Genomic DNA, 20,953 nt, shown 5'->3' on the forward strand with positions numbered 1-20,953 from the left:
AGGCATCCGCCGATCCCGCGCCCGCCGAGCCCGCCCCCGCCGCGCCGGCGCCCGCCGAGGCATCCGGCCCGCTCGGCGCCGACGAGATCGCCGCGATCACCGCGGGGTACACGTTCGCGGGCGAGACGCTCGACCTCGGCGCACTGATGAACGGCGACCCGGTGCCGACCGCGCAGATCCGCATCCCGCTCGGCATGATGAACCGGCACGGGCTCGTCGCCGGGGCCACCGGCACCGGAAAGACCCGCACGCTGCAGGGGCTCGCCGAACAGCTCGCGGCCAAGGGCGTGCCGGTGTTCGCCGCCGACATGAAGGGCGATCTCTCCGGCGTTGCGACGCCGGGGGAGCCGAACGACAAGCTCCTCGCCCGCACCAAGGCGATCGGCCAGGAGTGGAAGCCCGAGGCATCCGTCACCGAATACTTCGCCCTCGGCGGCATCGGAAAGGGCGTGCCCGTGCGCGCGACGGTGTCGGGGTTCGGGCCGCTGCTGCTGAGCAAGGTGCTCGGCCTCAACCCGACGCAGGAGTCGAGCCTCGGGCTGGTGTTCCACTACGCCGACGAGAACGGGCTCGCGCTGGTCGATCTCTCCGACCTCCGTGCCGTGCTCAGCTACCTCACGAGCGACGAGGGCAAAGGCGAGTTGAAAGAGCTCGGCGGGCTCTCGCCCGCGACGGCCGGGGTCATTCTGCGCGAGCTCATCACCTTCGCCGACGACGGGGCCGATGTGTTCTTCGGCGAACCCGAGTTCGACGTGCACGATTTTCTGCGCACCGCCCCCGACGGGCGCGGCGTGATCTCGCTGCTCGAGGTGCCCGGCGTCGCCGACAAGCCCGCGCTGTTCTCGACGTTCCTCATGTATCTGCTCGCCGAGCTCTACGAGCTGCTGCCCGAAGTGGGCGACCTCGACAAGCCGAAGCTCGTGTTCTTCTTCGACGAGGCGCACCTGCTCTTCAAGGATGCCTCGAAGGACTTCCTCTCGTCGATCACCCAGACCGTGCGGCTCATCCGCTCGAAGGGCGTGGGCGTCTTCTTCGTGACGCAGACCCCGAAAGACGTGCCCTCCGACGTGCTCGGGCAGCTGGGCTCGCGCGTGCAGCACGCGCTGCGCGCGTTCACGCCCGACGACGCGAAGGCGCTGCGTGCGACCGTCGGCACCTACCCCAAGAGCGGGTACGACCTCGAGCGCGTGCTGCAGGAGCTCGGCACCGGTGAGGCGATCGTCACCGTCATGAGCGAGAAGGGCGCGCCGACGCCCGTCGCGTGGACGCGGCTGCGCGCTCCGCAGGGGCTCATGTCGCCGACGCCCGACCCCGACATCGAACGCGCCGTGAAGGCATCCCCGCTGCTGGCGAAGTACGGCACCGCGATCGACCGCGAGTCGGCGCGCGAGATCCTCACGGCCAAGATGAACGCCGCGGCCGAGGCCGACGCCGCGGCGCAGGCCGCCGCCGAGCAGGCGAAGGCGCAGGCCGACGCCGACAAAGAGCTCGCGAAGCAGCAGGCCGCCGCCGCGAAAGCCGAGGCCGCCGCCGAGAAGGAGCGCCAGCGCGAGTACGACCGCATCATGAAGTCGACCGGCGGCACGACCCGCACCTCACGCAAGAAGGAGACCTCGCCCCTCGAGCAGGTGCTGAACTCCAAGTCGACGCAGACCATCCTCAACTCGGTCATCCGGGGGATCTTCGGTACGGGGCGTCGCTGACCTGCGCCGGGCGGCTCACGGATTACCTCGCGCGGCGCCCAGGCGCAAGCCCTGCGCCTGAGCGCGCAGATCGCCGTACGCTCGCCGCATGACCGAGCTGTCGGCCCCCACGGGGCGTGAAGAGGCCCTGCGCGCCGAGCCGCGCCCGGACGGCACGGCGCCGCGCGCGCTCGTGCTCGGCGCGACAGGCTACATCGGCGGTCGGCTCGTGCCCCGGCTTCTCGCGGCGGGCTACCGGGTGCGGGTGCTCGTGCGCGACCCGGCGCGACTCGCGGCGTTCGACTGGGGGGACGACGTCGAGGTCGTCGAGGGCAGTGCGACGGATGCCGAGGCGCTCGCCGCGGCGACCGTCGACGTCGACGTGCTGTACTACCTCATCCACTCGATGGCGCAGGGGAAGGGGTTCGAGCGGGCCGACCTCGCCGCCGCGCACGCCGTCGCGGATGCGGCGGCGAAGGCATCCGTCCACCGCATCGTGTACCTCGGCGGTCTGCATCCGGAGGGCGTGGAGCTCAGCCCGCACCTGCGTTCACGGGTCGAGGTGGGCGAGGTGTTCCTGCGCAGCGGCGTGCCCACGCTCGTGCTGCAGGCGGGTGTCGTGATCGGGTCGGGGTCGGCGTCGTTCGAGATGATCCGGCACCTCACCGAGGTGCTGCCCTACATGCCGGCGCCCCGCTGGGTGCGCAACCGCATCCAGCCGATCGCGGTGCGCGACGTGCTGCACTACCTGCTGGGGGCGGCGCGCGTCGCGCCCGACGTGAACCGCGCCGTCGACATCGGCGGGCCGGACGTCTGGCGGTACGGGCAGATGATGAACGGCTACGCCGTCGAGGCTGGCCTGCCACAGCGTCCCATCGCGCCGCTGCCGGTGCTCACCCCGGGCCTCGCCTCGCACTGGGTGAACGTCGTCACGCCCGTGCCGCGGTCGATCGCCCGGCCGCTCATCGCCTCGCTGCAGAACGAGTGCGTGATGGACGACCATGCCGTCGATGAGCTGATCCCGCGCCCCGAGGGCGGTCTCACCCCGTATCGCGCCGCCGTCGCGCTCGCCCTCGGCCGCGTCGAGGCCGACACCGTCGAGACGAGCTGGCAGGATGCCGACGTCACCGGCGTGCCGTCGGACCCCCTGCCGTCGGACCCCGACTGGGCGGGACGGACGGTCTTCACCGATGTGCGGGTCGCCGACACGACGGCAACGCCCGAGCGGCTCTGGGCCGTGATCGAGGGGATCGGCGGCGAGAACGGCTGGTATTCGGCGCCGCTCCTGTGGGCCGTGCGCGGGTGGATGGACCGCGTCGTCGGGGGAGTCGGGCTCTCGCGTGGGCGGCGGAGCCGAACGCGGGTCGCGGTGGGAGACGTGATCGACTTCTGGCGGGTCGAGAAAGTCGACCCCGGGCACCTCCTGCGCCTGCGCGCCGAGATGAAGGTGCCGGGCCTCGCCTGGCTGGACCTGCAGTGCGATCCGGCGCCGGACGGCTTGGGCGGCGCCCGCTACCGCCAGCGGGCGGTGTTCTTCCCCGCAGGGCTCGCCGGGCGCCTGTACTGGCTCGCCGTGCTGCCCTTCCACGGGTTCATCTTCCGCGGCATGGCGAACCGGATCACGGCGACGGCAGAGGCGCCCGAGCCTTCATAGGCTGAACGGATGCCCCGCATCCGCCCGTTTCAGCCCGGCGACGAAGCCGCCCTGTCGGAGATCTGCCTGAAAACCGCCGACGCCGGCGCCGACGCGACCGGCATCTTCGCCGACGACGACCTGTGGGGCGAGGTGTTCGTGCTGCCCTATGTGGCGCGGCACCCAGACCTCGCGTTCGTCGTCGAGACCGATGACGGCCGCGTTGCGGGCTACATCGTCGGCACGGACGACACGCGAGCGTTCGAGGACTGGTTCCAGGGCGAGTGGTGGCCTCGGTTCGCCGAGCGTTGGCCGCTGCCCGACCCTGAGCGCCCCGCCGCGGAGCGCACGCGCCAAGACGGCACCGTCGCCTACGCCTACGGTCGCCGCGGCGGTGCCGAGCCGTTCGGCGACACCTATCGCGCGCACCTGCACATCGACCTGCTGCCCGAACTGCAGGGGCAGGGGTTCGGTCGCCGCCTCATCGACACGCTGGTCGCGGCGCTCCGCGAACGCGGTGTGAGGGGACTGCACCTCGCCGCCGACGTGCGGAACACCTCGGCCGCAGCGTTCTACGAGCGGACCGGCTTCAGCCGCATCCCGTCGCACGCCGACGTGGTCGCCTTCGGTCGCGAGCTGTAGCGCTGCCGACCCCGCCGGGGGCCTTCTGGGCTCACCGGCGGCGGAGTGGGGCGTCGGGGTGTTCCGAAAGCAGGCTGAATCGGTCCGCGCGGGGCTCCGCGCTGCGCGGAGGGACGGTTCGCCCTGCTTTCGGAACGGAAGACGGGGAGAACGCGGGGGAGCGGGGACGCCACCGGGCCGAGCGCGGGCACGGACGGCGGGTGGATTAAACCCGGCCTAGCCGATTCGGGCGGCGAGGCTCGCGCGTACCGTCGAAGCATGGATACGCGCGCTCCGGGTGCTTCGCCCGCGGGTGCGGCGCGGGGCGCTGCGCGCCGCCGCAGAGGCGCGTGGCCTCGACTGGTGATCGTCGTGCCGGCGGGCGCGATCATGCTGGTCGGTCTCGACGCGGGGCTCGTGCTTCTGGGTGTTCCCGCGCCGCTCATGCTCTCGCGGCTTGCCGATCTGCACGCGCCCCTGCTCGTCTTCGGATTCCTCGGCACCCTCATCTCGCTCGAGCGTGCCGTGGCCCTGCGCGCGGCGTGGGCCTTCGCCGCGCCCGTGCTGATGGCAGCCGGCGCCATCGCCATTCTCACCGCGCTGCCCGTCATCGCCGGGCAAGCGCTCATCGGTCTCGGCATGACTGTGCATGTCGGGCAGTACCGCGCCGTGTGGCGCCGGCAGCCGATGACGGCGACGGCTGTGCAGGCGCTCGGCGCCGTCACCGGCACCGTCGCCGCCCTCGTCTGGGCAGCCTCGGTGCCTCCGCCGCGAATGGTTCCGCTGTTCGCGGTCTTCCTCGTGCTCACGATCGCGGGTGAACGGCTCGAGCTCGCGCGCGTCGCCGCGCCCGGCCGCGCGGCTGAGACAACGGTGTTCGCGCTCGCGGTGGGGCTCTCTGTCGCGGCTGTCGTGAGCCTCGTCGCGCCGACGGTGGCGGTCCCCGCCGCGGGTGCCCTGCTGCTTGCCCTGGCCGCGTGGCTCTACCGTTACGACATCGCGCGCGTGACGGTGCGCACGCGCGCGCAGCCGCGGTTCATCGCGGTCTGCCTGCTCGCCGGGTACGGCTGGCTCGTCGTAGCCGGAGCCGGGTGGCTGCTCGGCGGAGCCCGCACCGATGGGCCGGTCTACGACGCCACGACCCACGCCGTCTTCCTCGGATTCGTGATCACCCTGGTGATGGCTCACGCGGCGCTGATCCTGCCGGCCGTGCTGCGCGTTCGCATTCCCTACCATCCCGTCATGTACGTGCCCGTCGCCGTGCTGCAGGCGTCGCTTCTCGTGCGGGTCGTGGCGGGGGATGCCTGGGGGTCGGTCACGGCGCTGCGTGTCGGCGGCGTCGGTGCCGTCGTCGCGATGGTCGGCTTCGCGGCGACGGTCATCGTGCTCTCGGTGCGGGCCGGGCGCCACGCGCGCGCTGAGCGAGAAACAGAGCGACAAGCAGAGCGAGAGGAGCAACCCCGATGAGCCGCCGCAACTGGTACCTGCTGACGAACGCCGTCGTCTTCGCCTGGATCGTGATGACCTTCGTCGCCGTCACGATCCACCGGTTCGTGAACCAGCCGCTGTGGCTGATGGTGCACGTGCCGCTGCTGGGCGCGGCGACGGCCGCGATCCTCATCTGGTCGCAGCACTTCAGCGACACGCTGCTGCGACGCCCCGCTCCGGCGGGGCGCGTCGGGCTCGCGGTGCGGCTCGGAGCGCATTCGAGCGGCGCGGCCGTCGTCATCGCCGGCATCCTCAGCGGCAGCGCTCCGCTCGTGATCGTCGGCGCGACAGGTGTCGCCGCGGCGATCGTCGTGCATGCCGTGGTGCTGTTCGTGCAGTTGCGGCGAGCCCTGCCCTCGCGCTTCGGGCCGCTCGTGCGCTACTACGTCGCCGCGGCGCTGGTGTTCCTCGGGGGCATCGCGATCGGGGCCGTGATGGGCGCCCTCGCCGACCCCGGGGTGACCGATCGCCTGGTGGCGGCTCATATCGTGCTGAACGCCTACGGCTGGATCGGTCTCACGGCCCTCGGCACGCTCGTGCTGCTGTGGCCGACCGTCCTGCACGCGCGCATGGACGACAGCGCAGACGCCGCCGCCCGCCGCGCCCTGCCCGTGCTCGTCGCGGGGCTCGTCGTCGCGGCGACGGGGCCGCTGGTCGATCTGCGCCCCCTCGTCGCCGTGGGCATGACGATCTGGCTCGCCGGTGCGCTTCTTCTGGGGCGAGCCGGGTGGCGTCACGCGCGCCGGATGCCACCGGGAACCTTCGCCGGATGGAGTCTCGCGGCGGCGTATGCCTGGGCGGTCATCGCTGCGGCAACGCTCGTCGTCATCGGCGTGCTCGCCCCCGACTGGGCGGGACTGCGCGCCGGCTATCTCATGGCGCTCGGGCCCCTCGTGGCGGGCTTCGGGGTGCAGCTGCTCATGGGTGCGCTGAGCTATCTGCTGCCCGTCGTCGCGCTCGGAAGCCCCGCCGCGGCAGAAGTCGCAGCGGACGTGCTCGACCGCGGCGCCGCGTTCCGGGTCGCTGCGCTCAACGGCGCGATCGCCCTGTATCTCTTGCCGATGCCGTCGCTCGCGCGCGTGCTGCTCTCGTTCGTCGCGCTGGGCGTCGCGATCGCTTTCGCCGTCTTGCTCGTGCGTGCGGTGATCCTCGGTCGCCGCGTGCGGCGCGCGGAGGGCGATGCCCCCGACCGTTCGCGCGTCGTGCGGCTGCAGGCTCCGACGGTTGCCGCGCCGCCCGCTCCGGCCCCGCGAACGGGCGCCGTCGTCGCGGCATTCGCGGTGCTCGCGCTCTGCGTGGGTGCGGGCGTCGCCGCCGATCCGGCCGCGGTGGGAATCTCGATCGCGGCGCCGGCGGGAGAGGTCATCGCGTCGGGGGCGACGACCGAGGTGACGGTTGAGGTCGAGGGGATGCACTTCACGCCGTCCGAGATCGACGTTCCCTATGGTGACGCGCTCGTCGTGACCTTTCACAACACCGGCGCGGACGTGCACGACCTGACCTTCGCGAACGGCGTACGCACCCCGCGGCTCGCCCCCGGCGACGCCGCGACGATCGAGGTAGGGCTGATCGGCGCCGACCTGGAGGGGTGGTGCTCGATCGCCGGTCATCGGCAGATGGGCATGGAGCTCACGGTGCGCGTCACGGGAGCGCCCACCGGCTCCGCGACCGCGACCGCGTCGGAAGGCGGCGACAGCGACGGCATGGACATGTCGCACGACCACAGTGCCTCTTCGGGCTCGAGTGCCGCCGACGACATCGACCTGTCGGCCACGCCTGCAGACGACTTCTCCGCCTGGCCGGCGGCTCTGGAACCCGCCTCGGACGAGACCGTCCACCGCGTCACCCTCACGGTGCACGAGATCGTGACCGATGTCGCCCCCGGCATCAGCCAGACGCGGTGGACGTTCGGCGGCACCTCGCCCGGGCCGGTGCTGCGCGGCCGCATCGGCGATCGCTTCGAGATCACCCTCGCCAACGACGGTTCGATCGGCCACTCGATCGACTTCCACGCCGGCATGCTCGCCCCCGACCAGCCGATGCGCACGATCCAACCGGGCGAGAGCCTGACCTACACCTTCACCGCGACACAGGCCGGCATCTGGATGTATCACTGCTCGACCATGCCGATGTCGATGCACATCGCCAACGGCATGTTCGGCGCCGTCATCATCGATCCGCCCGATCTCGCTCCGGTCTCCCGCGAGTACCTGCTCGTGCAGAGCGAGTTCTATCTCGGCGCGCAGGGCGAGACGGCCGACGCGGATCGCATCGCGACGCAGCAGCCCGACTTGGTCGCGTTCAACGGGTACGCCGACCAGTACGTCTACCGGCCGCTCGCGGCATCGGTCGGCGAGCGCGTGCGGGTGTGGACCCTCGACGCCGGGCCCAACACCGCCTCGTCGTTCCACGTCGTCGGCGGGCAATTCGACACGGTGTTCTTCGAGGGCGCCTACACACTGCGCCCCGATGACCCGGGCGGGTCGCAGGCGCTCGCGATGCAGCCCGCGCAGGGCGGCTTCGTCGAGCTGGCCTTCGCCGAAGCAGGCAACTATCCCTTCGTCACCCACATCATGAGCGACGCCGAGAAGGGCGCGAAAGGAATCTTCCATGTCGACCAATGAGCGCATCTCCGTCGACGGGCACGGTCGCGTGGTGATCGGCGATCACGCCGAGGTCACGCGCATCGCGCGCGACGCCGCGGGGTTCTCGAGCGCGGTCTCGCGCCACCTGCAGGTGCCGAACGGCCTCGACGGCGCGGCGCACGCCGAGATGCGCCGCCTGATCGATCCGTTCATGGATGCCGACGCCGTCGACGCCCTCACGGCCGACCTCGAAGCGATCGCCGCCGACCTTCTGAGCGAGCTGGTCGAACGCTCCGAGCCTTTCGGTGCCGTGGGCGACCTCGGCGCGCGGTTCGCGGTGCGGGCGCAATCGGCCTGGCTCGGCTGGCTGCCCGAATGGGAGGAGCCGCTACTCGAGTGGGTCGCCGACAACCGGGTGGCCTCGCGCACGGGGCATTCTGAAGCCACCGCGGTCATCGCCGAGCGTTTAGACGCGATCATCCGCGAGCTGCTGCGCCGCCGCAGAGAGACCCCGCGCGGCGATGTGACCTCTGCTCTCATGGCGCTGCGTCACGACGACGGGTCCGCGCTCGGCGATGATGAGCTCGTCTCGATCCTTCGGAACGTGACGGGCGGCGACCTCGGGTCGCTCGCGCTGTGCGCGGGTGTCATCGTGCACTGGCTCGCCCGGCATCCCGAGCATCAGCATCACCTCGCCGAGGCGAGCGACGCCGATCTCGATGCTGCGATCGATGAGATCCTGCGGGCCGACGACCCGTTCGTCTCGAACCGCCGTCGCGCGAGGGTCGACACCGACATCGCCGGATGCCCCGTGCGCGCGGGCGACGTCGTCGTGCTCGACTGGCGCGCCGCCAATCGCGATCCCGAGGTGTTCGGCGACCCGGGGACGTTCGATCCCGCGGGCCATGCGGCAGACAACCTCGTCTACGGCACCGGACCGCACGTCTGCCCGGGGCGCCTCCTCGCGACGCGAGAACTGCGCGTGCTCGTGCGGGCGCTGCTGCGGGCCGGCCGCGTGGCTCTCGCGGGCCCGGCGGTGCGCGAAGAGGCGCCCGCCGCGGGTTTTCGCGAAGTGCCCGTGCGCGTCGGCTGACGGCGACGCCGCCCGTACGCGTCGGCTGACGCCGCCCGGGTCAGAGCCGTCGCAGGCGTTCGGGATCGGGGGCCCCGACCGGCTCCCAGCCGCGACGCGGTGTGCGCGCACCGCGCACACCGTCGCGCGAGCGGTACACGACGTAGGGGCGGAACAGATACCCCACGGGCGCCGAGAACACGTGCACGAGGCGCGTGAAGGGCCACAGCGCGAACAGCGCGCACGCCGTCAGCACGTGCAGCTGGAACAGCAGCGGCACCTCGGCCATGAGCTCGACGCGCGGCTGGAAGAGGAAGAGGCTGCGGATCCACGGCGAGATGGTCTCGCGGTAGTGGAACCCGCTGCCGAACACCTGGTAGACGAATGTCGCGAGCGTGCCGAACCCGAGCGTTGCGCCGAGGAAGACGTACATCACCTTGTCCATCACGGTGGTGGCGAGGAACACCGGGCCGACCGTGCGGCGTCGATAGATGAGGATGCCGAGGCCCGCGAGGGTCAGGACGGCTGCGAACGAGCCCATCCCCGTCGCACCCAGGTGGTAGATCTCTTCGCTGATGCCGATCGCGTAGAGCCATTCGCGGGGGATGAACAGTCCCACGACGTGCCCGGCGATGACCATGAGGATGCCGATGTGGAACATCGGCGAGCCCCAGCGCAGCAGCCGGTTCTCGTAGGTCTGGCTCGAGCGTGTCGTCCAGCCGAACTTGTCGTAGCGGTAGCGCCAGAGGTGCCCGACGACGAAAACGGCCATCGCGGCATAGGGCACGGCGACCCAGAGGATGATCTGCTGAGCGGTCACGGCGCACTCCTGAAGGCGGGGGTCTGCTGCGAAACGGGGGAGAAGGGCGGAAGTTGGCCGAGAAAACTGAGTCCGACCGTTTCGGTGGGCGGGCCCTCGTTGATCAGGCCCAGGTAGCGTTCGCGCGTGGCCGCATCGATCGGCGGCAGTGATTGCGTGATCGTCTGCACGATGAGCGCCCATGGGCTCGACATGCCCTCGAGCGCCGCGCGGAGCACCTCGATGCCCTCGCGGTGCGAGGCGATCAGGGCATCGGCGATCTCAGACTCGGCGCGCGCCGAGAACTCGAGCACGGCGGGCAGATAGTCGGGCAGGTCGTCGGCCTCGAACTCCCACCCCGCCGCCCGGTACGCCTCGAGGAACGTCACGAGGGCGACGCCGCGCCGGCGGGTGTCGCCCGTCGCGTAGTAGCTCAGATACAGGCTGCACTTGCGCTTCAGATCGAACGTCGTGACGTAGCGGCGCTGCCACGCGGCATCGCCCGCGCTCTCGGCCTCGTCGATGAACGCGATGAGCGGCGAAGAGATCGCGGCGGGCAGCCTCTCGGCATGCTCGCGCAGTGCGGGCAGACGCGAGAACCACCGAGCGTCGGGGTAGTCGAGCAGGAGCGAGGCGAGCATGTGCGCGTGCGAGCGCTGCGCGGGCGTCAGGCGCACCGAGGGGAGCTCCGGCGGCAGGGCGCGGCGCGGTGTCACACGGGCCAGTACCGAGCTCATGAACGATCCTTCTTCTTGCCGGTGTCGCGTACCTCGGTCATCGACGACGGCGGGAAGAGCCCGTTGGCGCTGCCGTTGCCGTCCCAGTTGAGGAGGTTGACGCGCCCCGGCGTCGAGGGGCGATCGGCGGTCTGTCGATCGGCGAGCATGTGGAAGTTCTCGACCGCGACGGGCACGCTGGGGCCGCTCGACGAGCCGAACGGTCCCGCCCCGCCCATGCCGGGCCCGCCGTCGAAATCGAGCGAGCACGCCATCTCTTCGAGCGCGTGGGCCTGCTCGGTGTGCGCGGAGGGGATCACGTAGCGCTCTTCGTACTTCGCGATCGCGAGCAGTCGGTACATCTCCTCGATCTCGGCGCCCGTCATGCCCACCGCGCGCGCGATGCGCTCGTCGCGCTCGTCTTCGAGGTTCACCCCACGCATGTACGAGCGCATCGCCGCGAGACGGCGGAGCGCCAGATCGACGGGCGCGACCTCGCCGGCGGTGAAGAGTTCGGCGAGATAGCCGATCGGAATGCGCAGCTTGTCGATCGCGGCGAACAGGGTGCGCGCGTCTTCGCCGTCGTTGCCCGACCCGGTCACGACGTCGACGACGGGAGACAGCGGCGGGATGTACCAGACCATCGGCATGGTGCGGTATTCGGGGTGCAGCGGCAGGGCGACTTCGTAGCGCATGAGCTTCCAGATCGGGCTGCGCTGCGCCGCCTCGATCCAGTCCTCGGGAATGTCGCCCTGTCGTGCCGCTTCGATGACGGCGGGATCGAACGGGTCGAGGATGATGTCGCGCTGCGCCTGCAGCAGGGCCTTGTCGTCTTCGACCGAGGCGGCTTCGGCGACCCGGTCGGCGTCGTAGAGCACGATGCCGAGGTACCGCAGGCGCCCGACGCACGTCTCGGAGCACACCGTCGGAAGACCCACCTCGATGCGCGGGTAGCACATCGTGCATTTCTCGGCCTTGCCCGTGCGATGGTTGAAATACACCTTCTTGTAGGGGCACCCCGACACGCACATGCGCCATCCGCGGCACTGGTCCTGGTCGACCAGCACGATCCCGTCTTCGGCGCGCTTGTACATCGCACCCGAGGGGCAGGATGCCACGCACGAGGGGTTCAGGCAGTGCTCGCAGATGCGGGGCAGGTAGAACATGAAGGCCTTCTCGAACTCGGCCTTTACCTCTTCGCTCATCTTCTTGAGGATCGGGTCGTCGTGCATCGTCTCGAGCGATCCGCCGAGGTCGTCGTCCCAGTTGGCCGACCACGAGATCTTCATGTCTTCGCCGGTGAGCAGGCTCTTCGGGCGGGCGACCGGGGTCTGCGAGCCCGCGGGGGCGTTCAGCAGCATGTCGTAGTCGTACGTCCAGGGCTCGTAATAGTCCTGGATCTCGGGAAGCTTCGGGTTCGAGAAGATGTGCGCGAGCTTCGACAAACGCCCGCCGCCGCGCAGCTTCAGCCGGCCGCGCCCCGTGCGCACCCAGCCACCGCGCCACTTCTCCTGGTCTTCGTAGGTGCGGGGGTAGCCGACGCCGGGGCGGGGCTCAACATTGTTGAACCACACGTACTCGACACCTGTGCGGTTGGTCCACGCCTGCTTGCACGTGACCGAGCAGGTGTGGCATCCGATGCACTTGTCGAGATTCATGATCATCGACATCTGCGCCATGACCTTCATCAGTACTGCACCTCCTGGCTGCGGCGACGGATCGTCGTGATCTCGTCGCGCTGGTTGCCCGTCGGGCCGAGATAGTTGAACGCCCACGCCAGTTGCGCGTAGCCGCCGATGAGGTGGCTGGGCTTGAGCAGAATGCGGGTGAGCGAGTTGTGGATGCCACCGCGCAGGCCGCTCGTCTCGGCGATCGGCACATCGACCGTGCGGTCCTTCGCGTGGTACATGTACACCGTGCCCTCGGGCATGCGGTGCGAGACGATCGCGCGGGCGACGACGACGCCGTTGCGGTTGTACGACTCGATCCACTCGTTGTCGCGCACGCCGATCTTCTGGGCGTCTTGCGGGCTCATCCAGATCGTGGGGCCGCCGCGGCTGAGCGAGAGCATGAACAGGTTGTCTTGGTACTCGGAGTGGATCGACCATTTCGAGTGCGGCGTGAGGTAGCGCACCGTCACCTCGGTCTGCCCCGGGGCGCCGGGGCCCGCGATGCGCTTGGTCGTGCCGACCTTCTCGGAATCGAACAGGCGGTGCATATCGAGCGGCGGGCGGAAGATCGGCAGGTTCTCGCCGAGCTCGCTCATCCAGTCGTGGTCGAGGTAGAAGTGCTGGCGCCCGGTGAGGGTGTGCCAGGGCTTCAGGTGCTCGACGTTGATCGCGAAGGCCGTGTAGCGGCGGCCGCCGTGCTCAGACCCCGACCATTCGGGCGAGGTGATGACGCTCCGCGGCTGGATCTGCACGTCTTGGAACGTGATGTGCGAGCCCTCGTGGTCTTCGGCGAGCTGCGCGATGCGCTGACCGGTTCTCTTCTCGAGCTCGCGGAAACCCTGCACCGCGAGGCGGCCGTTGCTCGTGCCCGAGAAGGCGAGGATCATCTCGCACGCCTTCTTGTCGGTGTCGAGCAGCACGCTGCCGGCGTAGGGCCCGCTCGCCACGGTGCCGTTCTTGTGCTTCAGCTGCTCGATCTCGACGTCGGGGCGATAGGTGATCGCCTTCGTCGTCATGCCGAGCTTCGCCGTCAGGGGGCCGAGAGCCTTCCACCGTTCGTAGAGGTTGGCGTAGTCGCGTTCCACGACGATGAGCTTGGCCATCGTGACGCCCGGCACGAGTGGGGCGTCGCCCGGCACGATGCCGTGCGGGGTCGCCATGACGTCGGGGGTGTCGTGCTGCAGCGGCGAGGCGACGACGTCGCGGCGCACGCCCAGGTGCAGGCGTGCGTATTCGCTGAACTTCTCGGCGAGCGAGCCGAACAGATCGAAGTCGGTGCGCGTCTGCCACGGCGGCGTGATCGCCGGCGTGAAGGCGTGGATGAAGGGATGCATGTCGGTCGAGGACAGGTCGTACTTCTCATACCAGGTGGCGGCGGGAAGCACGAGATCGCTGAACAGCGTCGTCGAGGTCATGCGGAAATCTGCCGTCATCAAGAGGTCGAGCTTGCCCTCGGGCGCCTCGTCGTGCCACGCCATGTCGCGCGGGCGCGAGCCTTCGGGCGACTCGGGGGCGCGCACCGCCGAGTCGGTGCCGAGCAGGTGCTTGAGGAAGTACTCGTTGCCCTTGCCCGAAGACCCCAGCACGTTCGCCCGCCAGATCGAGATCACGCGCGGGAAGTTCTCGGGCGCATCGGGGTCTTCGACCGCGTACTGCAGCGACCCGTCGGTCAGCTCGTCGACGATGTGCTGGGCGGGCTCTTTGCCGGCGGCCTCGGCCTCGTCGCATAGGTCGAGGGGGTTGCGCGAGAACGTCGGATACGCCGGCATCCACCCGCGTTTGACCGATTCGACGAGGCAGTCCGCCGTCGTGCGGTCGTCGAACTGGCCGCGGGCCAGCGGAGAGGCGAGTGACGAGGCGGGCAGGCCGTCGTATCGCCACTGGTCGGTCGCGAGATACCAGAACGCCGTGCCGATGTTCTGGCGCGGCGGGCGCCCCCAGTCGGCGGCGGTCGCGTACTGCGAGTACCCCGTGATCGGGCGCACCTTCTCTTGACCGACGTAGTGCGCCCAGCCGCCGCCGTTGACGCCCTGGCATCCGGTCATCGTCGTCAGCGCGAGGAAGGTGCGATAGATCGTGTCGGAGTGGAACCAGTGGTTGGTGCCCGCACCCATGAGGATCATCGAGCGCCCGCCGCTGCGCTCGGCGTTGTCGGCGAACTCGCGCCCGATCCGCGCGGCCTGCGCCGCGGGCACGTTCGTGATCTCTTCTTGCCACGCGGGGGTTCCCGGCGTGCTCGCGTCGTCGTAGCCGGTGGGCCACTCGCCGGGAAGGCCCTCGCGGGCGACACCGTACTGCGCGAGCAGCAGATCGAACACCGTCGTCACGAGGCGACCGGCGACCTGCCGCACCGGCACCCCGCGGGTCACCGTGCCGGTGCCGCCGGCGTGGGCGGCATCGTCACCGTCGGGGGTGACGTCGAAGCGCGGCAGCACGATCGAGGCCGATTCGGTGGTGCTCGCGAGATCGCGCAGCGACAGGGGCGGCACGACGCCTTCGAGGTCGAGGTTCCATGTGCCCTCGTCTTCGGGTGTGAAGCGGTGGCCGAGCGAGCCGTTCGGCACGACCGGCTCGCCGTGCTGGTCGAGCAGCACCGTCTTGAAGTCGGCGCGCGGTGCGGCGGCGTGCGCACCGCCCAGGTCGCTCGCCGTGAGGAACTTGCCCGGCACGAGACCTTCGGGGTGCTCTTCGAGCGCGACGAGGTAGGGCGCGTCGCTGAAGCGGCGCATGTAGTCCTCGAACCGCTCGGTGCGGCGCTCGACGAAGAACTCGGTCAAGATGACGTGGCCCATCGCCATGGCGAGGGCGGCATCGGTGCCGGGGTGCGGGGCGACCCACTCGTCGGCGAACTTCGTGTTGTCGGTGTAGTCGGGCGAGACCGTGACGACCTTCTGCCCGCGGTAGCGCGCCTCGGCCATGAAGTGGGCGTCGGGCGTGCGCGTGACGGGTACGTTTGAGCCCCACATCATGAGGTAACCCGCGTTCCACCAGTCGGCCGACTCGGGCACGTCGGTCTGATCGCCGAACACCTGGGGGCTCGCGACGGGCAGATCGGCGTACCAGTCGTAGAACGACAGGATCGTGCCGCCCAGAAGGTTCAGGAACCGCGCCCCGGCGCCGTGGCTGACCATCGACATGGCGGGAATCGGCGAGAAGCCGGCGACCCGGTCGGGGCCGTAGACCTTCACCGTGTAGACGTGCGCCGCGGCCGCGATCTCCATCGCCTCATCCCACGTGGTGCGGATGAGCCCGCCCTTGCCGCGGGCACTCTTGTAGCGCTGCGCCTTGTCGGGGTCTTCGACGACGGATGCCCAGGCCTCGACCGGATCGCGATGCGTGAGCTTGGCCTCGCGGTAGAGCTCGGCGAGAACGCCGCGGATATACGGGTAGCGCACGCGCGTCGGCGAATAGGTGTACCAGCTGAACGCTGCGCCGCGGGGGCAGCCGCGGGGCTCGTACTCGGGTGAATCGGGGCCGACCGAGGGGTAGTCGGTCTGCTGGGTCTCCCACGTGATGATGCCGTCTTTGACGTACACCTTCCACGAGCACGAGCCCGTGCAGTTGACGCCGTGGGTCGAACGGACGACCTTGTCGTGGGCCCAGCGGTCGCGATAGAAGACGTCGCCCTTGCGGCCGCCCTCGAGGAACACGGCGCGCAGGTCTTCGCTCGTCTCGCCGCGGTGCAGGAACCGACCCATCGTGAGGAGGGCGTCTTCGAGCGGGCCGTCGGTGGCGCGCCTCGTGCGGATCTCGGGGGTCATCGGATTCTCCTCGCTGGCGATCTGTGCTCAGTATCGCCAGCGACTCAGCGCGGCCCCGGCGAGTAGACCGTGGTTAATCCAGGCTGAAGGCGAGGCTCGACCGCCCCGTTCCCGACCGCGGAATAACAACGGTGAACCGCTCTCGGGGCGCTCCGGCAGCGGCGCTACCGTGAGCGCACCGATGGGAGTCACCGTGACAACGAAGCCCCGCGCGACCATGACGTCGCCGCACCCGAACACCACCCCCGACCTGCGCGGCGGACTGGGGCAGGTGCTCCTCGCGACCCTCGCCTCGACGACAGGCTTCTGGGCGTGGATGTGCATCGCCCCGCTGCAGAACGTCTATGCCGAGAAGATGGGCCTCGACCAGGGGCAGATCTCGCTCATGCTCGCGACGCCCGTGCTCGTCGGGTCGCTCGGACGCGTCGTCGTCGGCGCGCTGACCGACCGCTTCGGCGGGCGCCGCATGTTCACCGCGGTGCTGCTCGGGTCGATCCCCGCCGTGCTGCTCGTCGCTCTCGCCGGGCAGACCGGCAGCTTCTGGCTGCTCATGGTCGCGGGCTTTCTGCTGGGGGTCGCGGGCACGATCTTCGCGGTCGGCGTGCCGTTCTCGAGCGCATGGTTCCCGCCCGAGCGCCGCGGATTCGCCAACGGCGTCTTCGGTATGGGCATGATCGGCACGGCCGTGTCGGCCTTCGCGACGCCCCGTCTCGCGAAAGCGATCGGCTACCTGCCGACGCACCTGCTGATCGTGGGGGTGCTCCTCGTGGTGGCGGTGCTCATCTGGTTCTTCCTGCGCGAATCGCCCGCCTGGAAGCCGAGCAGTCAGCCCCTCGTGCCCAAGGTGGCCGGCGCGCTGCGACTCGCGGTGACGTGGCAGATGTCGTTCCTGTACGCGATCGTCTTCGGCGGATTCGTGGCGTTCTCGACCTATCTGCCCAAGTACCTGCTGACCATCTATCCCGACCAGATCGATGCCGTCGGCGCCGGCACCCGCACGGCGCTGTTCGCCGCGGCCGCCGTGCTCGCCCGCCCGATCGGCGGCGTGCTGGCCGACCGGTTCGGCCCGAAGGTGATCTCGCTCCTCTCGCTCGCCGGCATCGTCGCGTGCGCGTACCTCGTCGGCCAGCAGCCGCCCGAGGGTGTGCTGACCGGCGCGATCTTCTTGCTGATGGCGGCGGCGATGGGCCTCGGCATGGGCGCGGTCTTCGCCTGGATCGGCCCGTCGACCCCGCCCGACAAGGTCGGCGCCGTGACGGGCGTCGTCGCTGCGGCGGGCGGTCTGGGCGGGTACTTCCCCCCGCTCGTCATGGGCGCCACCTACGATTCAGCGACCAACTCGTACGCGCTCGGGCTGTGGCTGCTGGTACTCGTGGGGGCGGGAGCGCTCGTCGTCGGCGGCATGCTCGCCGACAAGCGCGCGGGTGCGCGCGCCGACAAGAAGTGACGGCCGCGCGAGTCGGCCGACGCGGTCACCGCCGGCCGGCTCGCGGCGCGCAGACGTCGTCGTCGCCAGAGGGGGATGCCTCGGAAATCGCGGTGGCGGTCGCGGTCGCAGTGGCATCCCGCCCCACGCTGCCGCCGGGCGCCGCCGCGCCTTCGGGTGCGGCCGCCAGACGCAGCACGAGTTCGCAACGGTGCGCGCTCACGAGCGGGAGCAGCCGGTCGATCTCGACGGGACCGCCGGCACGGTCGAGCACCTCGCGGATGAGCCCCTCGTGCACGCGGCACAGGGCCTCGCGGTGATTGTCGACGAGCGTGTGGAAGGCGCACGGGCGCAGGGCCACCTCGAGGTCGCGTTCGGCCACCCGCGGGTCGAGTCCCACTTCGTCGAGGTGCTCGTACAGCGCGTCGAGCTGGTGGACGGCGTCGGGCCCGAGGGCGAGCTCTGGGTCGGACTCGGTCTCGGGCATGATGCGCCGCAGCAGGTCGCCGTGCTTCTTGGCCTGCTCGATCCGCCTCTGCGCCGCCTCGTTCTCGACCCCGGCATCCATCGGGTAGAACAGCGCCCGTGGCCGCCCGCGCATCGCGCGGTGCTCGACCTCGCTGCGGATGATGCCTTCGCTCGTGAGCACGCGCACGTGATCGCGCAGCGTGTTCGCGTGCAGGCCCGTCTTCTCAGAGAGCTCGACGAGCGAGATTCCCGGTTGCTCCATCACCAGCGCCGCGACCTGCAGCCGGCTCGGCTGAGCCAGTCCGCGGTAGGCGTGCGTCGGGCGGGGCATGCTTCGATTATGCGCGGTCTCGTGGCGGCGAGCGTGCGATGTGATGGTATCGGGCCCCGATGCGTGCGGCGTAGGCTGGCCGCATGAGCCCGGCTGCCCGCGTCATCACGGTCTCGGATCGCTCATCGGCGGGGCTGCGCGCCGACGAGGGCGGGCCCCTCGCCGTCGCGGCGCTGCGAGCCGCGGGGTTCGACTGCCCCGACGCGATCATCGTGCCCGACGGCGCCGACGCCGTCAAGGACGCGTTGCGCGCCGCGTGTGCGGCGGGTGCGCGCCTGATCGTCACGACCGGGGGAACCGGCCTGTCGCCGCGCGATCAGACCCCCGAGGGAACCGACCGCGTCATCGAGCGCGCGCTGCCGGGCATCGCCGAAGAGCTGCGCCGGCGCGGCCTCGACGAGACCCCCGCCGCGATGCTCTCGCGCGGGCGCGCCGGCGTCGTGGGCGACGCGCTGATCGTGAACCTTCCGGGGTCGCCGCGCGCCGTGGCATCCGGCATGCCGCTGATCGTCACCATCGCGCCCCACGCGCTGGCTCAGCTCGATGGAGGAGACCACGCATGAGCATTCGCATCGCCCGCATTCGCGACACCGAACTCGATGTCGCCGAGCATCTCGCCGCTGTCGAGGGTGCGTGGGTGGGCGCCGTGACGAGCTTCGTCGGCACCGTGCGCGCGAACGACCCCGACGCACGCTCCGAGGTCGTCGCCCTCGAGTACTCCGCCCACCCCGACGCCGAGGCGACCCTGCACGACATCGTGATCGGGGCGATCGGTGATCGGCGGGCGGCCGTGGCCGTCAGTCATCGCGTCGGGCGACTCGCGGTCGGCGACGCGGCTGTCGTGATCGCCGTCGGCACGGCGCATCGCGACGATGCCTTTCAGATCTGCCGAACCCTCATCGAAGAGATCAAGCGTGGTCTGCCCGTGTGGAAGAAGCAGTGGACCGACGACGGCGAAGCGGCCTGGAAGGGCATCGGCGGCTGAGCCTGCCCGAGCGCCGCGCGGCCAGCCGCGTGCTCAGCCGCCCGCGAACGGGGGCAGCACGTCGACGAGCGTCGTCTCGGTGAGCGGTGCGTCGGCATCGGTGCGGCGACCGTCGATCAGCACGGCGCAACGCGGCAGCAGTGCGCCGAGCGCGGGGTAGTCGGTGGCGAGCGCCGCGCGCAGCTCGCTCACGCGACCCTCGCCGCGCTCTTCTTCGGCGCGGCCCGCGAAGTCGGCCGCGGCCGCGAAGTAGCGTACGCGCGCCATCAGCTCTCCCTGCGGGGCCAGGCTTCGGCGAGCTCGACGATCGCCGCGACCGCCGCGCGCACGTCGTCGGGGGTGCCCCCCGCGCGGCCGGCGACGAGTCCCGCGGCGAACGCGCTGAACGGTGCGGCCGGGCGGGCGACACCGTTCGCGACGTCGCGCGCGAGGTCGAGGACGAGAGCGATCGGCAGGTCGTCTTCGGCGAGCTCGAACCGGGTGCGCAGCGCGGCTGCCCAGGCGTCGAGGGCTTCGGGGGGAAGGGTGCGTTCGCTCATGGGTTCGTCTCCGATGGCAGGGTCGTGGTCGTAGGGGGCTGGATGCCTTCGCGCGCGAGATCGTCCCACGTGTCGACGTCGGCGGTCGCCCGCTCAGAGGCGACGAGCACGAGGGGATCGAGGGGGGCGAGCAACGCCCGCATCGAGAGCCCCGCGGCCGCGTCGGGGGCGGCCTTCGCCGCGCGGCACAGCGCGGTGGTGCGGTAGAGCCCCGCGAGCCACTGCGGATGTCCGTCGTGGTCGGCGAGGCAGAGGCCGCAGCGGCGGGCGCGCTCACCGGGTGCGAGGGCGTTCCGTGCGTCGCGCAGCGCATCGACGGCGGCGCGCGGGTCGGCGAGGTCGGTCGCGAGCACGAACGCCCACGAAGGGTCGGCGCTGGGGCGATCCGATGAACGCCACGAGTCGAGGACGGCGACGAGCGCCGCGGCAGGCCCCGAGAACGGCGGTTCTTCGCGCACCCACTTCACCGCGCTTTCGCCGCTTGCGCGCACGATGCCCGGGCGCTCTGGTCCGGCGATCGTGAGGGGCGCCGACCCCGCGACCGCGTCGACCGCGCGCTGCAGCAGCGACCTGCCGGCGCGCTGCAGTAGCGGCTTGTCGAGGCCGCCGAGGCGTGACGCGCGGCCGCCGGCGAGCAGGATCGCACCCGTCGCACCGCGCGTTCTGGTCGAGGTGGTCATTGCCCGCGCGTCCAATCGCCGCTCTTCCCGCCGGTCTTGCGAACGAGGTGCACCTGCTCGATCGACGTCGCCTTGTCGAGGCCTTTGACCATGTCGACCACGGCGAGAGCGGCCACGGCGACGGCGGTGAGGGCCTCCATCTCGACGCCGGTGCGATCGGCCGTCCGCACTGTCGCCTCGATCTCGACGCCCTCATCGACGATCGTGACGTCGACGCTCGCGCCGTGCACGCCGATGACGTGCGCGAGCGGCAGCAGCTCAGGTGTGCGCTTCGCGGCTTGGATGCCACTGATCCGCGCGACCGCGAGCACGTCTCCCTTCGGGGTGGTGCCGTCGCGCAGAGCCTCGACGACCGTGGGCGCGCAGCGCACGAAGCCGTGCGCCGTCGCCGATCGCACCGTGGGCTGCTTCTCGGTGACGTCGACCATGCGGGCGTGGCCCGCGGCGTCCAGGTGGGTGAAGGTCATGGCATCCTCGATATTCGTTCCGGTGGGCAG

General features: G+C 70.8%; 18 protein-coding genes. 9 read left to right on the forward strand and 9 right to left on the reverse strand.

What is annotated here, in order from left to right:
• The 6 genes from G3N18_RS03315 to G3N18_RS03340 all read left to right on the forward strand — a co-directional run.
• On the forward strand, nucleotides 1-1,703 hold a 1,703-nt coding region (locus G3N18_RS03315), incomplete at its 5' end, for a helicase HerA-like domain-containing protein (protein ID WP_196382890.1).
• Nucleotides 1,704-1,791: 88 nt separating this feature from the next.
• Nucleotides 1,792-3,336, forward strand: coding sequence for an SDR family oxidoreductase (locus tag G3N18_RS03320; RefSeq protein ID WP_196382891.1), 1,545 nt, complete (start codon nucleotides 1,792-1,794; stop codon nucleotides 3,334-3,336).
• Nucleotides 3,337-3,345: 9 nt separating this feature from the next.
• Nucleotides 3,346-3,957: a GNAT family N-acetyltransferase gene (locus tag G3N18_RS03325; RefSeq protein ID WP_196382892.1), complete on the forward strand. Its 612-nt coding sequence runs from the start codon at nucleotides 3,346-3,348 to the stop codon at nucleotides 3,955-3,957.
• Nucleotides 3,958-4,215: 258 nt separating this feature from the next.
• On the forward strand, nucleotides 4,216-5,403 hold the full coding sequence (locus tag G3N18_RS03330) for a hypothetical protein (protein ID WP_196382893.1): 1,188 nt from the start codon (nucleotides 4,216-4,218) through the stop codon (nucleotides 5,401-5,403).
• Nucleotides 5,400-8,048: a multicopper oxidase domain-containing protein gene (locus G3N18_RS03335; protein ID WP_196382894.1), complete on the forward strand. Its 2,649-nt coding sequence runs from the start codon at nucleotides 5,400-5,402 to the stop codon at nucleotides 8,046-8,048. The genes G3N18_RS03330 and G3N18_RS03335 overlap by 4 nt, the downstream gene beginning before the upstream one ends.
• A complete protein-coding gene (locus G3N18_RS03340; protein ID WP_206692925.1) occupies nucleotides 8,035-9,102 on the forward strand; it encodes a cytochrome P450 in 1,068 nt (355 codons plus the stop codon). The genes G3N18_RS03335 and G3N18_RS03340 overlap by 14 nt, the downstream gene beginning before the upstream one ends.
• A 40-nt stretch (nucleotides 9,103-9,142) precedes the next feature.
• On the opposite strand, the gene narI is transcribed toward G3N18_RS03340, so the two are convergent.
• The 4 genes from narI to G3N18_RS03360 are packed head-to-tail and all read right to left on the reverse strand — an operon-like array spanning nucleotide 9,143 to nucleotide 16,027.
• Nucleotides 9,143-9,901: a respiratory nitrate reductase subunit gamma gene (gene narI / locus G3N18_RS03345; RefSeq protein WP_196382895.1), complete on the reverse strand. Its 759-nt coding sequence runs from the start codon at nucleotides 9,899-9,901 to the stop codon at nucleotides 9,143-9,145.
• Nucleotides 9,898-10,617, reverse strand: coding sequence for a nitrate reductase molybdenum cofactor assembly chaperone (gene narJ, locus G3N18_RS03350; protein ID WP_196382896.1), 720 nt, complete (start codon nucleotides 10,615-10,617; stop codon nucleotides 9,898-9,900). The genes narI and narJ overlap by 4 nt, the downstream gene beginning before the upstream one ends.
• Nucleotides 10,614-12,284 (reverse strand): nitrate reductase subunit beta, encoded by a 1,671-nt coding sequence (gene narH / locus G3N18_RS03355; RefSeq protein WP_196382897.1) that lies wholly within the window; start codon nucleotides 12,282-12,284, stop codon nucleotides 10,614-10,616. The genes narJ and narH overlap by 4 nt, the downstream gene beginning before the upstream one ends.
• Nucleotides 12,284-16,027 carry a nitrate reductase subunit alpha gene (locus G3N18_RS03360; RefSeq protein WP_196382898.1) on the reverse strand — a complete coding sequence of 1,248 codons (3,744 nt, stop codon included), beginning with the start codon at nucleotides 16,025-16,027 and terminating at the stop codon, nucleotides 12,284-12,286. The genes narH and G3N18_RS03360 overlap by 1 nt, the downstream gene beginning before the upstream one ends.
• Before the next feature lie 217 nt (nucleotides 16,028-16,244).
• Between G3N18_RS03360 and G3N18_RS03365 the strand changes: the two genes are divergently transcribed.
• On the forward strand, nucleotides 16,245-17,474 hold the full coding sequence (locus G3N18_RS03365) for an MFS transporter (RefSeq protein ID WP_196382942.1): 1,230 nt from the start codon (nucleotides 16,245-16,247) through the stop codon (nucleotides 17,472-17,474).
• A 25-nt stretch (nucleotides 17,475-17,499) separates the two neighbouring features.
• Here G3N18_RS03365 and G3N18_RS03370 read toward each other — a convergent pair whose 3' ends face one another.
• A complete protein-coding gene (locus G3N18_RS03370; RefSeq protein WP_196382899.1) occupies nucleotides 17,500-18,252 on the reverse strand; it encodes a winged helix-turn-helix transcriptional regulator in 753 nt (250 codons plus the stop codon).
• 83 nt (nucleotides 18,253-18,335) lie between these two features.
• Between G3N18_RS03370 and G3N18_RS03375 the strand changes: the two genes are divergently transcribed.
• Both G3N18_RS03375 and G3N18_RS03380 read left to right on the forward strand, forming a co-directional pair.
• Nucleotides 18,336-18,815, forward strand: a complete 480-nt coding sequence (locus tag G3N18_RS03375; protein ID WP_196382900.1) for a MogA/MoaB family molybdenum cofactor biosynthesis protein — start codon at nucleotides 18,336-18,338, stop codon at nucleotides 18,813-18,815.
• Nucleotides 18,812-19,237 carry a molybdenum cofactor biosynthesis protein MoaE gene (locus G3N18_RS03380; protein ID WP_196382901.1) on the forward strand — a complete coding sequence of 142 codons (426 nt, stop codon included), beginning with the start codon at nucleotides 18,812-18,814 and terminating at the stop codon, nucleotides 19,235-19,237. The genes G3N18_RS03375 and G3N18_RS03380 overlap by 4 nt, the downstream gene beginning before the upstream one ends.
• Before the next feature lie 33 nt (nucleotides 19,238-19,270).
• Here the strand turns inward: G3N18_RS03380 and G3N18_RS03385 are convergent, their stop codons facing one another.
• From G3N18_RS03385 to moaC, 4 genes are read right to left on the reverse strand one after another with little or no spacing between them, the layout of a single operon-like run.
• Nucleotides 19,271-19,504: a MoaD/ThiS family protein gene (locus tag G3N18_RS03385; RefSeq protein ID WP_196382902.1), complete on the reverse strand. Its 234-nt coding sequence runs from the start codon at nucleotides 19,502-19,504 to the stop codon at nucleotides 19,271-19,273.
• Complete coding sequence (locus tag G3N18_RS03390) at nucleotides 19,504-19,776, reverse strand: DUF6457 domain-containing protein (RefSeq protein WP_196382903.1); 273 nt, start codon at nucleotides 19,774-19,776, stop codon at nucleotides 19,504-19,506. Before G3N18_RS03390 ends, G3N18_RS03385 begins: the two co-directional genes overlap by 1 nt.
• Complete coding sequence (gene mobA / locus G3N18_RS03395) at nucleotides 19,773-20,456, reverse strand: molybdenum cofactor guanylyltransferase (protein ID WP_196382904.1); 684 nt, start codon at nucleotides 20,454-20,456, stop codon at nucleotides 19,773-19,775. Before mobA ends, G3N18_RS03390 begins: the two co-directional genes overlap by 4 nt.
• Complete coding sequence (gene moaC / locus G3N18_RS03400) at nucleotides 20,453-20,923, reverse strand: cyclic pyranopterin monophosphate synthase MoaC (protein ID WP_196382905.1); 471 nt, start codon at nucleotides 20,921-20,923, stop codon at nucleotides 20,453-20,455. Before moaC ends, mobA begins: the two co-directional genes overlap by 4 nt.
• Nucleotides 20,924-20,953: the final 30 nt, after the last annotated feature.

It is taken from the genome of Microbacterium paulum, from assembly GCF_015707995.1.
Lineage (GTDB): Bacteria > Actinomycetota > Actinomycetes > Actinomycetales > Microbacteriaceae > Microbacterium > Microbacterium paulum.

Excerpts from the sequence above, each read along its gene's own strand:
- G3N18_RS03370 (WP_196382899.1), bottom strand. The coding sequence starts at position 18,252 with ATGCCCCGCCCGACGCACGCCTACCGCGGACTGGCTCAGCCGAGCCGG.
- G3N18_RS03335 (WP_196382894.1), top strand. The coding sequence starts at position 5,400 with ATGAGCCGCCGCAACTGGTACCTGCTGACGAACGCCGTCGTCTTCGCC.
- moaC (WP_196382905.1), bottom strand. The coding sequence starts at position 20,923 with ATGACCTTCACCCACCTGGACGCCGCGGGCCACGCCCGCATGGTCGAC.
- G3N18_RS03325 (WP_196382892.1), top strand. The coding sequence starts at position 3,346 with ATGCCCCGCATCCGCCCGTTTCAGCCCGGCGACGAAGCCGCCCTGTCG.
- G3N18_RS03360 (WP_196382898.1), bottom strand. The coding sequence starts at position 16,027 with ATGACCCCCGAGATCCGCACGAGGCGCGCCACCGACGGCCCGCTCGAA.
- narJ (WP_196382896.1), bottom strand. The coding sequence starts at position 10,617 with ATGAGCTCGGTACTGGCCCGTGTGACACCGCGCCGCGCCCTGCCGCCG.
- narH (WP_196382897.1), bottom strand. The coding sequence starts at position 12,284 with ATGAAGGTCATGGCGCAGATGTCGATGATCATGAATCTCGACAAGTGC.
- G3N18_RS03330 (WP_196382893.1), top strand. The coding sequence starts at position 4,216 with ATGGATACGCGCGCTCCGGGTGCTTCGCCCGCGGGTGCGGCGCGGGGC.
- G3N18_RS03365 (WP_196382942.1), top strand. The coding sequence starts at position 16,245 with ATGACGTCGCCGCACCCGAACACCACCCCCGACCTGCGCGGCGGACTG.
- G3N18_RS03390 (WP_196382903.1), bottom strand. The coding sequence starts at position 19,776 with ATGAGCGAACGCACCCTTCCCCCCGAAGCCCTCGACGCCTGGGCAGCC.
- G3N18_RS03340 (WP_206692925.1), top strand. The coding sequence starts at position 8,035 with ATGTCGACCAATGAGCGCATCTCCGTCGACGGGCACGGTCGCGTGGTG.
- G3N18_RS03380 (WP_196382901.1), top strand. The coding sequence starts at position 18,812 with ATGAGCATTCGCATCGCCCGCATTCGCGACACCGAACTCGATGTCGCC.
- G3N18_RS03320 (WP_196382891.1), top strand. The coding sequence starts at position 1,792 with ATGACCGAGCTGTCGGCCCCCACGGGGCGTGAAGAGGCCCTGCGCGCC.
- G3N18_RS03375 (WP_196382900.1), top strand. The coding sequence starts at position 18,336 with ATGAGCCCGGCTGCCCGCGTCATCACGGTCTCGGATCGCTCATCGGCG.
- mobA (WP_196382904.1), bottom strand. The coding sequence starts at position 20,456 with ATGACCACCTCGACCAGAACGCGCGGTGCGACGGGTGCGATCCTGCTC.
- G3N18_RS03385 (WP_196382902.1), bottom strand. The coding sequence starts at position 19,504 with ATGGCGCGCGTACGCTACTTCGCGGCCGCGGCCGACTTCGCGGGCCGC.